Below are 11699 nucleotides of genomic sequence, written 5' to 3'. Positions count from 1 at the left end.
TTCGTTGGATTTTATGTAATGTAATGCTTGTTTTATTTAATAAGTCCCTTTAACATCCTAGTTGATATGAGACATTCTTCTCCATTAATCATATAAATACGCCTTTTATTTATGTTAATTTCCTTAATATTCTTCTTATTTACTATATACGATTTATGACATCGATAAAAAGAGTCGTCCAATTCACCCTCTATATCCTTCATTTTTGCATAAAATTCTATTTGCCTATTTACAGAATGTAGAACAACTTTATGTATTGTAAAAGAAGTTTCGAAAAAAAGAATCTTTTGAAATTCTATATTTATAATTCTATCATCAGCTTTTATAGTAAAGATTTTTTGAAGATCTGTTGTTTTTGCTGAATATTTTCTTTGTGCATCCACTATACACTGGTATATCCTATCTCCTATATTTTTATAATTATCTTTTATTATATAATCCATAGCCTCTACTTTATACAGAAACGTCAAATAACTCATTTCTGCATGTGTTGTAACAAATACAATAAATCCCCTTGGATCATATTTTCTTATTTCAGCAGCTAGCTGTATCCCATTTATAGAAGCATTCAAATCTATATCTAAAAAATATAAACCGCTAACACTATTTTTAATGACATAGTTTATAATATCATCTGGATTTTCTGTTACTACAGATATCTTCATATCCAAGTTTTCCATTATTATAAAATTATCTATTATCTTTCTAAAGTTCTCCTTTTGTTCCTTATTATCTTCGCATACAAATACTTCAAGCATTAAAAACACCTTCTTCGATCTTGTTTTTTATATCAATAATTTGCTTAAACTGATTGTCCTCTATAACTGTATCCAACATAACATTAGGGTACTTCCCTATAATATCTTTTAAATTACTAAGCCCAATCCCTCTGTTGTCACCTTTTGTAGAAAATCCTCTTTTATAAATCTTGTATATTGGTGGAATTTCCTCATTATAATTATTTATTATCACTATCATGACAGATTTATCTTTGTTTATTACGGCAACCTTCATGGATGGCCTGTCACATTTTTCTGAAGCTTCAATAGCATTATCCAATAAAATTCCTATTACTCTGCTTAAATCTATAATTTCCATGTTAAAACTCTTTATGCTTTCTGCTACATCAATATATACATCTATTCCAGTTTCCTGAGCTCTTATTATTTTTGCTGAGAACATCCCCTTAATTTCAGGCACCTCTATATTTTGAAGCAAGCCTATTTTAAAGTTATTTGACTTCATAGCCTTACTAAGTGGCATAATTTTATCATCGAAAAATCTCTCTAAACCTTCTAAATCTCTATTTTGTATATACCCTGCCATTGACAACAATATATTTATGTAATCATGCCTAAACCCTCTCATATCTTTATGAAGTTTTTCAAGTTTATTTGTATATTCCTGTAAACTCTGAAATTCATTTTCTTTACTTTTTAGTTCCATTTCCTTAATAATACCTCTTAAAATTGTACGAATTACTATTATTAGCAATATCGCATACGAAAAAAATAATACTATTCCTTTTATTCTCATTGTATTACTATTTACCACAGAATTATTAGGAGCAAAAACTACATTGGTATTATAAAATACAAAAAGCATCAATATAAGAGTTCCAGCTGCAACAACACCTATTGTTCCTTTCAAGTGTCCATTGTAAGCTTTAAATTTATCCCTTACAAATTTTTTAATGGTTCTACTTGTAACATATGTTCCAATAAACTCAATGCAAAAAGTAATCCAGTGTATTGAAACATCATTTTTTATAACCGATTGATTCACTAAAAATACATAATTATACAGAACACTTAAAAAATAATCCCATACAATAATTATAAGGCATCCAGCTACAGGTAGAGATATACTTAAAACCACATCTGATGTCTGTAAATACATAAATATACAAGGTATTATTAGATAAGCCATAACCGTAACCTGTTGCCAACCAAGCATTAAAAATATTAACGAAATAATTTCAGTTATCACTATCATACCTACAAGCCTTTTCCATTTAATTCTGCATGAATACAGGCTAAAAATTGATACGTATAAATTCATTATAATTCCAACTAATTCTACATACTGCATCATATTTGATACGATTCCCCTTTTTTGTAATACTATATCTCTTAAATTATACTATAATTTCAATAAATAAAAAACAATGGTTATAATTTAAATTTAATTATAACCATTGTTTTTTATTTATTTATTGTTTTATTTGTCAATATTCTCCTTAAGTAGCTCTTCAGGCATTTTAGGTTCGTACAATGTTACCAATACACACTTTCCATTTGCCTGTTCTCCAATTTTCATTGAAGCTTTACCAAGTCCTTTGATAAACTTATCGTTAACTTTGTTTAATTGTTCTTTCAAATTCATAATAATTCTTGTACCTCCTTCCTAATACCTTATATGTTATTGGCAATATACTTATAATTTCAAAATAACTTGATAAACTAATACATGTTTTTATTAATTCATCTGGTATTATTAAAGTTATTGCCATTAAAAGCATTCCCATAAGTACAGCCTGTTTTTTTAGCTTGTCCCTCAGTTTAGCTCCAACTAAAGGATGAGCCTCTGTATCTCCAGGCGCATATCTAAATAGAAGTAGGTTTACGATTATAAAAGACGCCAGAACCATATAATTATTAAATAATAAATATTTACTTAAATATGCTCCTAATACAAACATTAAAAGGGACATCACTGTACAAACTATGCTATTCTTTGCATGTAGTCCAAATGCATTTGATCTTAGGAATCCAAATGCAGCAAGCATTATAATAGTTTCTTTTATAAGCCCAAAATAGTACGATACTAAAAATAAAATTGCAAGCTTAGATATATTTATAAAAATTATCTCTACTCCTAATTTTAATTTTATTAACTCTATACCCTCCATTTTTAGATGCTTGTTCAATTTCAAAGAAACAACTTCTGCTAACTTTTCCATAACACTTGATTTTCCTTTCATATCCCTTACCTTTAATTTAATTATACGACCTTAACCTTATACTAACTAAAATATATACTATATTGCTTATAATAAATAACAAATGTATTACAATTAGCCTTTTTCTGTAACAAGTGTTAATTTTATTGTAATAAGCGACTGTATTTTTCTCTGGAAATTTGTTGTTTGTAAAGTACTCATTATTATGATATATTTTGGTAAGAATTATTAATATATAGGTGGAGTTTGTAATGAAAAAATCTGATTTGTTTTTTATATTTATATCTTTAGCTTTTACTGTAATTTTTCTCAATTGTACAAGCAATTCTTTAAAGGGCATTGGACTTGAACTGCTTTTTTTATCTATTGGTCTAATAACAATTTTTATTTTAAACAAGAAAAAACTATTGATACCAATCAATTTAAAAAACATTAATTGTTCAATAGTCCTATATACTGTTGTATTAAGTTTACTTGCATCTCTTTTGACAGCCTATGTAGTCTGTACTTTCTCCTATTTTAATTTAAACTATTTATTTCAAAAAAGCGCCTCTTACAAAATCACGCTTTTGAGCATATTTACTACTATTATTATAAGTCCTATATGTGAAGAAATGTTATTTAGAGCTGCTATTTTAGGTATACTTATACGAAAAATACCAGTACATTTATCAATTTTTATTCAATGTATTATTTTTGCATTTTTGCATGGTTTAAGTTTTAAAACTGTTACCTTTTATACTGCTCTTATAGGTGGATTTATTCTAGGATATGTTTTTTACTATACAAAATCAATACTTTCATCTATCCTATGCCACTCAATTTATAATTTCATGAGTATCTTTGCAGGTATTTTATCCTTTAAAATTTCTAATACTTCTACCTTAATACTCTGCTTGCTTCTATGTTCAATTAGTATATATCTCACTGTATATTGTATTACGAAGATAAAAACTTTATCTAAACAGCCTTTTTCTCAATGATTTGTTTTTTTGATGTTTTTGTAAGCTTAATTTGAGCAACTAACATACCTAAGAGCATTAATCCGCATCCAATTAGGTTTTTCGCACCCATTCTTTCACCTAAAATTATAGCTCCACCAAGCGCTCCAAAAACAGATTCCATGCTCATTATTATAGCGGCATGAGAAGGCTTGGCATTTTTTTGACCGATAATTTGAAGAGTATATGCAATTCCAACTGATCCTAGTCCTCCATAAAGAATAGGAATTGCTGCTCCATATAATGCATTAAAAGTTATCTTCTCTGTAAATAATGCTATAATTAAACTAACTGCACCACAGGTTACATACTGAAAAAATGCTAACCTATAACAATTTGCCTTTTTACTGAAATGATCTATTATAAATATTTGAACCGCAAAGAAAAAAGCTCCTGAAAGTTCAAGCGTTTCACCATATCCAACAGAAAAGCTTCCCGTATTACATAAAAGATAGAGTCCAACTAGGGCAAATAAAACTCCTATCCATGAATTTATGCCCATATGATGTTTTAAAAATATGCCTATTATAGGTACAATTACAATGTATAACCCAGTTATAAAACCAGCCTTTCCTACCGTTGTATACATAAGTCCAATTTGTTGAAGCGTTGTTCCTAAAAAATTAACCATTCCACATATAATTCCACCAACAAGAGCTGCTCTTGCATATTTACTGTTTTCTTCTATTTTATCTTCCTTAAAAAACAGCATTACTGGAACTATACAAATTGCACCTAGTATAAACCTTATACCATTAAACGTAAATGGTCCTACATACTTCATACCAACACTTTGAGCAGTAAAAGCTAATCCCCATATGAGTGCAGTAATTAGTAAAATTATATTTGACTTAATAGTTTTGGATTTCATCCTGTCACCTCACTAATTTTTAAATAATATTATATCATATATAATATTTAAAAATTTCTCTTTAAGAATAAAAACATCCTAATAACGCAGACTAATATTTGTAATAATTAAAAACTATAGAGGAGTGTTTAAAATGGGTGTTGCAACTATGGTAACAGATAAATATCAAAAATGTATTGATGCATGTAATCGATGTTCTCAGGCCTGTTATGAATGTTTCAAAGCTTGTTTAAATGAACCTGATGTTAATGCTAGAAGAACTTGTATAAGCATTTTGTTTGAATGTGCTCAAATGTGTCAAATGTCATCAGCTCTTATGTCTATGGATGCCCAATTTGCAATAGATCACTGTAAACTTTGTTCAGTAATTTGTGATAAATGTGCTCAAGAGTGCTCTATGTTTCAAGATCCCCATTGCCAAAAATGTGCTAATGAATGTCGTACATGTTCCAATGAATGCAGAATGATGTCAGGTATGTAATCAATACTGCTTCTAATTTTACATCTAAAATCTTAATCATTGTAAAATAAATAATATTTAAACCAACTGCTAAAATGACAAGTATGCCGCACATAAAAAATGCTATTCTAAGTGAATGGTTAGCAGCTTTACCTATAACTAAATTAACAACTGCTGATATAATGTCAATAATCACAGCATAGGCTGAAAGAACAGTTGCCCTATTTCCTAGGCTTACTGACTTACTTTCAATTTCTGTTGCTACAGGAAGTATAATGGATTCACTAAAACTAATAATTACAATAAGTAAAATGCTAAAAAAAGCACTTTTTATTTCCACTAAGAAGATACAACTAATTGCTATAGAAAATAACATAAACGTAAGTGTCTTGCCTTTTCCAAATTTTCTAGTAAGCTTATATGCCTGTGATGAAATCATTGAAACAATCTGAATAACTACAAGTATTAACCCATAATACTTAATATCTATATTTACTCTCTTATATTGAAGTTGATTTAAAAACACTGTAATTGAATGACAAACCTCTGATTCTAAAGCCACAGAAATTAGAAATATTAAAATTTGGGGGCTTTTAATTACAAACATCAATACTCTTTTAATACTCTCTTTGCCCCTTTTTTCACATGTCACATCTTTCAAAAATAATGCTACAATAACTGAAATCCCATATGGAAATATTGTAGCTAATACTAATAAATCCATAGATATTTTAATTATAAATGTAGACATTACTGTAGCTATAAGATACCCTACTACAGAAAACGAATTATATAAGCTAAATGCCTTCTCAGAATCTTTCTCTTCAACCGAATTGTATAATAGTGCAATATCACATCCTGAAACTCCTGAAATTGATATTGCAAGTAAAATTCTCTCAAGCAAAAATAAATTAAAAGAATGTGCCCTATAAAAAACTATCTTTGAAATAAAATTTACTAAAAGCGAGATAAATAGAGTTTTTTTGTAACCGAATTTATCAGCAAACCACCCCTATGGTACTTCAAGTATAATCATTAATACCATGTTTATAGCTTCGATTACAAATATATCATATACACTTAATCCCCTATTTTCACGATAGATAGTTGCAATTGGTCCATAAAAAACAAGCCCCTGTAGCACCGCAATAATAGCTAAAAGCATAAAATTTCTATTCTTATTCATTATTTATATACCTCCAAAATATGCACAACAAAAAAGCCTAACAAAAGGCTATAAAACTTTTTATACATATTTTTTTATCAAGGCATATAAATTAAAATCATTTTCATGCTCCTTTACATTTTACATTTAATTACTTTGCCCAGTAACTTGGACGAGTTATTCTTTTAGGAAGCCTTGTATTAGAATCTCCCTTAGTGGTATTTATCTGGGCTTGAGTAACAAATATACTTTTTTCTAAATTTGCTCCGCTAATATCTGCATCTCTCATATCTGCACCAATTAAATCAGCGTAACTTAAATCCGCACCTCTCATATTTGCTGCAATAAGTAGGGCCCCTCTAAGATCTGCTCCCCTAAGATTAGCCTTTTTAAGATTAGCGCCAAAATAATCTACCCTCTTTTTCTTTCTTGAGTTATTTCCACTTTTGGTACGTATAAGCTCGCTGGTATTTTTAAGCACAAGGTTAACCTTATTTCTATGAGCTTCTATATCAAGTTTTAATAATTCATCAGCCTTCAAAAGAGTACGTTTTTCTGTTTCTTCTATAAGTAATTCTATACTCTTTTTATCCTGGTCCTTATTTAGTTTAAATACTTCTGTAAGATACCACAACATTTCATGAAGTTGTCTCATAATAATAAAAGCTTCAAACATTTTATCAGCATATTTAGTGTTATCGCTCCAACTTTGCCCTTCAAATGTAACCTGTGCTACCTTTTGTCCTGCTCCAAGGCAATCGTAAGCTGTACACCCTTTAAGCCCCTTATCCCTAAGACTTTTGTGTACTATGCATGAAAAGTCCGATTGCAAATTCAAACAAGGCCTACCTGCTTCTTTATCTTCTGGAAAGCCTTCTGACGCAGAAAAATATAAAGCTGTGCAGCATAGTCCAAAACATTTTTTACAATCTGCCTTTAGTTCTTCATTATATTTATCAATCATATTTGTTTACCTCATATATTTAGTGTTATTTTTAAATTATATCACAAAAGAAGTACACTATTATTTTAATGCTTCCTTCATCCTTGTACTCTTCATTTATTACAAAATCATCCTTAATCTCTTTCTTAAGCATATGACATACCCCAACACAACATTATCAATTTTCCCTCACACCTATTTACAAAAAATAATATTCATATATAAAATAATGCAATTAAGCAAACAATATCTTAAATAATAAATTAGATATGAAAGGATGATCTCTAAATGTCTGAATTCACAGCAAGTGTAGATGTGCGAAAATATCCCCCTAGAGATAAGCATGCAGTAATATTTGATACATTGGGTAAGCTTAAATCTGGAGAGGCAATGGAACTTATAAATGACCATGATCCAAAACCACTATACTATGAACTTTCAGCAGAACACGAGGAAAAATTTGAATGGGAATACCTCCAAAACGGCCCAGAACTCTGGAGGGTATCTATTAAAAGGAAATAAATCATAAAAAGACGCTAGAGTATGATAAATACTTTTGCGCCTTCTTATTACTTATGCTTCTTTGATTCACTAACAAGCCTTGGAAACATAATATTATTTTCAAGATGTATGTGTCTAAAGGTATCATCCTCTACATCCTCTAAAAGTTTATATGCTGCTTTATAGCTGTTGCAGGCATCTTCAGGAAGCTCATAATTCTTAGTAACCTCCCTAAGCTCCTTTAGTATTGAGCCTGCACCTTCATGTTCCTCTTCTAATTCTATAATCTTTTCTACAGCATTACTTAAAGTCTCATTATTTCCCGTTCTTTCGTATTCCTGTATGAGCGGAAATACTATTTCCTCCTCTTTTATCAAATGCTGTTCTAATTCCATTTTTAAGCTATGCAGAAGCTTATGCACCTTAGCCAATTCAGAATGTTTTGCTCCATGCACTCTAAGTATTTTAGTTGTAAGCTCGCTTAAGCGCGGCAGCGTTTCATTTAAATATGCGTGATGTGTGTTTATAACGTGTTCTATTAATTTTGAATATGGTTCAGTTGCCCAATCTCTATCCTTTACTTCCTCCATTATATATTTATTATAATCCTCATTTATTTCATCTATTATTTCTTGTCCATTAAGCCCTTGTTCCTTTATTGCCTCTTCAAGTACTCTATCTCCTCCACAGCAAAAATCTATTTTATATCTTTTAAGTATTTCAATAGCTCTTGGAAACTTAACTACTATATCCCCAATCTTTTGATTTACATTAAATACATTTTGCATTTTTTACCTCCAGTTAATTTATTCTTTATTGATAATTTACCCGAATTCAAGCTATTAATTCTATAATTAAAGTTAAATTTTGAAGTTTCTTTAAATTATATGTATTTTTTTAAATCCCCATTGAATTTTAGATCACAACGGATGTATAATTTATCATGCAATAGTACTTAAATCCATAATCGGAGGTTTTATAAATTATGAATAAAAAAATATTATTAACAACATTAATCGGTGCCAGTATTTTTATTATGGCAGGTTGCAGCAATAGCCAAAGCAATGATCAATCAAAAACACCTTCAAAACAATCAAAGGTAAGTACAGCTAAAGCTCCAAATACTAGTACAGCAAAAGATCCAAAGCAATCAGAAAACATAAATTCATCAAGTGAAAATAATACTAAAAGTACTAGCAAAACTACAAATAGCAATACTCCAAATAATAAAGCTACTTCAAGTACTCCAGCTCCAACAAATAAACCTAGTAGTATGTACAGCATAGCTCAAAATACCTATACAATTGCTAACATAAAAATTAATTATCCGCAGATATCTAATTTAGGCGATAATAACAAACAATTAGCAATAAATAATTTAATTAAAGATTCTGTGATAAACGGCTTTAATTTAACGCAAGCAATTAAAACTAAAACTCTACCAAATTATAATGAACCTATAGAAAACTTAACTTTAAACGTTAATTACACTGTAGAATTACAGAACTCAAATATATTAAGTATTAGATATTTAGGATCTTCTAATATGAAAGGCAGTGCTCATCCTAATAATGAATTGTATACTACAAACATAGATATAAATAATGCAAAAACAATGAACTTGCAAGGAATGTTTTCAATAAATCAAACACTTATAAATACTTTTAGAAAAGGAGCTTATATTCCTTATAACAGTTCTATTGATTCGCAAACCATATCTAAAGAGATAAGTACTTATAATGATAGCTATTTACAAACAGCATTTGAAAAATCAGATAATCCAATTGGTCAAGAAAATCCTTCAAGTGCCTTTAGTTATCTGACAAAGGATGGTCTTGTTATTAGTATCGGTATAACTCATGCTGCTGGGGATCATGCTGAGCTAAAAATACCTTATAGCAGTATAAAATCAATTGTAAAAACGGACAATAAAGCATTAAATGGCTTATTTTAAATTCTTTTAGTATAAAATAAGTGCTGCCTTTATTAACTTTAAGGCAGCACTTACTATACTTAATCTATATATTCTCTATCCTTTTCTAATATATGTTCTTTGATCCAAGTAACAACAAAATCCAGCATTTCTTGTATATATTTATCTTGATCATAGTCAATTTCTTTAATATTAAAACTTTCAACCTTTTTTATAAATGAATCGTGTTCAAGCTTATGGGTAAACAACTTCTTATACCCTATACTTGCAAGGTAATCTTCTTCCTCTGAAAAATGGAATTCAGCATACTCCTTTAATTCTACTATTATATCCATTATTTTGTCGTACTTGTCCACATAAAACTCATTTTTTAAAAGCTCATATCCTTTATTAGCTATTTCAAAAAGTTTTCTGTGCTCATTGTCAATTTTATCAATCCCTAACTCAAATTCGTCCTTCCATACAAACATAAATAATTCTCCCTCCAAAATGACTTATCTTTAGTTGTGTTTTATTTTAAGATCTGTATTACTTCCTATCTATTATTATCTTACTTTTTGAGAAAAAGTTAACCGTAATATTTGTTACAATTTTGGATGAAATCTATTTATAATTATGTACTATTCCTAAAATGTAAATACCTTGTTTTATTAAATTATCTTCTTAAGGTAATTCTGAAATAATTCTTTTATAATATACATTTGTATATAATTTACACATAACAAGATGTATTATAAAAAAAGCAATTGACGTAGTTATTATGATTGGATTTTCTAAACCACTATGTATATGTGAATTGAAAACATAATAGCTAAAGGGAATATTGATTATAACCGCATATATAAATGGTATAAAATATGTCATAAGTATTTTTTGTTTTACTATTCTTTTTATCTCTATTTCATCTATTCCAATCTTATAAAGGCTGAAATATCTCATTTGATCATCTTTATATTCCATCATCAATTTATAATGAATCATTATAAAAACAGAAAAATATAAAAGAACACATATGTATATAAGGTTAAAAATTAAAAAATTACAACTCTTTAAGCTCGTGTTATATGCCTCTACTTTTGAACTTATTTTATAAAAAGCATCTTCCTTACTTCTATTATTCCCTTTTAGTAATCTTTTCCTTACTTCATTTACTATAGGATTAGAGTTTCTCCAGCTAGCAAAATTATATAAGTGCAATGTACCCTTAAACACATAATCCGTTCCATTTAATGCAATCCAGTTGTAATCATCTTCATTAACTAAAATTATATTATTTGATATGCAATTTATTTGACCAAACAATGGTTTAATAATTGTATCTTGAACCTTAAACTTTCTTACTCCATCATCAGAGTTAATATCAATACTAGGAATTCTTATATTAATGTCCTCCCTCTTATATCCGTCATTTATATCATAAGGATGAACATATATAAATAAATTCGGTTTGACTCTATAATTGGTTTTTAATGTTCTATTTACATCATTAACAGAAAAAACTGTAAAAACTCTATTCCTTAAAAATTTAACAGTATTGCTTCGTGTTATACTATTATTATTCTTATGCACAATTGATGCAACTTCATTATCATCTAATGGTTTAAGGCCATCCTTTATATCTCCATATGCCATATGAAATGGATGATAAGTATAAGCATATTTAATGGAACTAGGATAATTAATAAAACTAAGTGCTGAAAAAAACATTACTACAAAAATCAACCATGAACTTACCAAAAACACCTTTTTATTTTTACCATAATAATATTTCATATCTGAAAATAAAAAAATATTTCTAATGTACTTCTTATAATTCCTGCCTTCAAAGCATCCAATTAAAGCTTCTCCATTAAAAAATATCAA

At 28.7% G+C, this 11699-nt stretch carries 14 protein-coding genes and 1 pseudogene; 4 read left to right on the top strand and 11 right to left on the bottom strand.

Features of this window, described 5'->3' with window-relative positions; translation table 11 throughout:
- Window positions 1–32 precede the first annotated feature (32 nt).
- The 4 genes from CA_RS00455 to CA_RS00440 form a co-directional block, all read right to left on the bottom strand.
- On the bottom strand, window positions 33–758 hold the full coding sequence (locus tag CA_RS00455) for a LytR/AlgR family response regulator transcription factor (protein WP_010963408.1): 726 nt from the start codon (window positions 756–758) through the stop codon (window positions 33–35).
- Complete coding sequence (locus tag CA_RS00450; protein ID WP_010963407.1) at window positions 751–2094, bottom strand: sensor histidine kinase; 1344 nt, start codon at window positions 2092–2094, stop codon at window positions 751–753. The genes CA_RS00455 and CA_RS00450 overlap by 8 nt, the downstream gene beginning before the upstream one ends.
- A 126-nt stretch (window positions 2095–2220) precedes the next feature.
- On the bottom strand, window positions 2221–2385 hold the full coding sequence (locus CA_RS00445) for a cyclic lactone autoinducer peptide (RefSeq protein ID WP_010963406.1): 165 nt from the start codon (window positions 2383–2385) through the stop codon (window positions 2221–2223).
- A complete protein-coding gene (locus CA_RS00440) occupies window positions 2354–2983 on the bottom strand; it encodes an accessory gene regulator ArgB-like protein (RefSeq protein WP_010963405.1) in 630 nt (209 codons plus the stop codon). Before CA_RS00440 ends, CA_RS00445 begins: the two co-directional genes overlap by 32 nt.
- 230 nt (window positions 2984–3213) lie before the next feature.
- Here CA_RS00440 and CA_RS00435 point away from each other — a divergent pair, with 230 nt between their 5' ends.
- On the top strand, window positions 3214–3945 hold the full coding sequence (locus CA_RS00435) for a CPBP family intramembrane glutamic endopeptidase (protein ID WP_010963404.1): 732 nt from the start codon (window positions 3214–3216) through the stop codon (window positions 3943–3945).
- Here the strand turns inward: CA_RS00435 and CA_RS00430 are convergent.
- Window positions 3923–4834 (bottom strand): DMT family transporter, encoded by a 912-nt coding sequence (locus tag CA_RS00430; RefSeq protein ID WP_010963403.1) that lies wholly within the window; start codon window positions 4832–4834, stop codon window positions 3923–3925. The two genes, CA_RS00435 and CA_RS00430, sit on opposite strands and share 23 nt — an antisense overlap.
- A gap of 133 nt (window positions 4835–4967) precedes the next feature.
- Here CA_RS00430 and CA_RS00425 point away from each other — a divergent pair, with 133 nt between their 5' ends.
- Entirely contained in the window at window positions 4968–5315 is a 348-nt protein-coding gene (locus CA_RS00425) for a four-helix bundle copper-binding protein (RefSeq protein WP_010963402.1), read from the top strand.
- Here CA_RS00425 and CA_RS00420 read toward each other — a convergent pair.
- The 3 genes and pseudogenes from CA_RS00420 to CA_RS00410 form a co-directional block, all read right to left on the bottom strand.
- A pseudogene (locus CA_RS00420) lies at window positions 5263–6294 on the bottom strand (MFS transporter); the annotation flags it as partial. The gene CA_RS00425 and the pseudogene CA_RS00420 sit on opposite strands and share 53 nt — an antisense overlap.
- A 12-nt stretch (window positions 6295–6306) precedes the next feature.
- Complete coding sequence (locus CA_RS00415; RefSeq protein WP_013913501.1) at window positions 6307–6480, bottom strand: hypothetical protein; 174 nt, start codon at window positions 6478–6480, stop codon at window positions 6307–6309.
- Window positions 6481–6610: 130 nt separating this feature from the next.
- Complete coding sequence (locus tag CA_RS00410) at window positions 6611–7423, bottom strand: pentapeptide repeat-containing protein (protein WP_010963401.1); 813 nt, start codon at window positions 7421–7423, stop codon at window positions 6611–6613.
- 267 nt (window positions 7424–7690) lie between these two features.
- Between CA_RS00410 and CA_RS00405 the strand changes: the two genes are divergently transcribed.
- Window positions 7691–7924, top strand: coding sequence for a DUF2249 domain-containing protein (locus tag CA_RS00405; protein ID WP_010963400.1), 234 nt, complete (start codon window positions 7691–7693; stop codon window positions 7922–7924).
- A 47-nt stretch (window positions 7925–7971) separates the two neighbouring features.
- Here CA_RS00405 and ric read toward each other — a convergent pair whose 3' ends face one another.
- The gene (gene ric, locus CA_RS00400; RefSeq protein ID WP_010963399.1) at window positions 7972–8691 is read right to left on the bottom strand and encodes an iron-sulfur cluster repair di-iron protein; all 720 of its coding nucleotides are present in this window, start codon (window positions 8689–8691) and stop codon (window positions 7972–7974) included.
- Between the two features lie 197 nt (window positions 8692–8888).
- Between ric and CA_RS00395 the strand changes: the two genes are divergently transcribed.
- Window positions 8889–9857, top strand: coding sequence for a PdaC/SigV domain-containing protein (locus CA_RS00395; protein WP_010963398.1), 969 nt, complete (start codon window positions 8889–8891; stop codon window positions 9855–9857).
- A 59-nt stretch (window positions 9858–9916) separates the two neighbouring features.
- Here the strand turns inward: CA_RS00395 and CA_RS00390 are convergent, their stop codons facing one another.
- Both CA_RS00390 and CA_RS00385 read right to left on the bottom strand, forming a co-directional pair.
- Entirely contained in the window at window positions 9917–10306 is a 390-nt protein-coding gene (locus CA_RS00390; protein ID WP_010963397.1) for a bacteriohemerythrin, read from the bottom strand.
- Between the two features lie 193 nt (window positions 10307–10499).
- Complete coding sequence (locus CA_RS00385) at window positions 10500–11699, bottom strand: ABC transporter permease (RefSeq protein WP_010963396.1); 1200 nt, start codon at window positions 11697–11699, stop codon at window positions 10500–10502.

It is taken from the genome of Clostridium acetobutylicum ATCC 824 (genome assembly GCF_000008765.1).
Classification (GTDB): domain Bacteria; phylum Bacillota; class Clostridia; order Clostridiales; family Clostridiaceae; genus Clostridium_S; species Clostridium_S acetobutylicum.
Note: the sequence above shows the minus strand (reverse complement) of the source record. Positions and strands in the feature narration are given on the sequence as shown.

Bases quoted from the DNA above. Each gene is read 5' to 3' on its own strand.
- CA_RS00405 (WP_010963400.1), top strand. From the start codon at position 7,691: ATGTCTGAATTCACAGCAAGTGTAGATGTGCGAAAATATCCCCCTAGA.
- CA_RS00450 (WP_010963407.1), bottom strand. From the start codon at position 2,094: ATGATGCAGTATGTAGAATTAGTTGGAATTATAATGAATTTATACGTA.
- CA_RS00410 (WP_010963401.1), bottom strand. From the start codon at position 7,423: ATGATTGATAAATATAATGAAGAACTAAAGGCAGATTGTAAAAAATGT.
- CA_RS00415 (WP_013913501.1), bottom strand. From the start codon at position 6,480: ATGAATAAGAATAGAAATTTTATGCTTTTAGCTATTATTGCGGTGCTA.
- CA_RS00390 (WP_010963397.1), bottom strand. From the start codon at position 10,306: ATGTTTGTATGGAAGGACGAATTTGAGTTAGGGATTGATAAAATTGAC.
- ric (WP_010963399.1), bottom strand. From the start codon at position 8,691: ATGCAAAATGTATTTAATGTAAATCAAAAGATTGGGGATATAGTAGTT.
- CA_RS00435 (WP_010963404.1), top strand. From the start codon at position 3,214: ATGAAAAAATCTGATTTGTTTTTTATATTTATATCTTTAGCTTTTACT.
- CA_RS00395 (WP_010963398.1), top strand. From the start codon at position 8,889: ATGAATAAAAAAATATTATTAACAACATTAATCGGTGCCAGTATTTTT.
- CA_RS00425 (WP_010963402.1), top strand. From the start codon at position 4,968: ATGGGTGTTGCAACTATGGTAACAGATAAATATCAAAAATGTATTGAT.
- CA_RS00440 (WP_010963405.1), bottom strand. From the start codon at position 2,983: ATGAAAGGAAAATCAAGTGTTATGGAAAAGTTAGCAGAAGTTGTTTCT.
- CA_RS00445 (WP_010963406.1), bottom strand. From the start codon at position 2,385: ATGAATTTGAAAGAACAATTAAACAAAGTTAACGATAAGTTTATCAAA.
- CA_RS00455 (WP_010963408.1), bottom strand. From the start codon at position 758: ATGCTTGAAGTATTTGTATGCGAAGATAATAAGGAACAAAAGGAGAAC.
- CA_RS00430 (WP_010963403.1), bottom strand. From the start codon at position 4,834: ATGAAATCCAAAACTATTAAGTCAAATATAATTTTACTAATTACTGCA.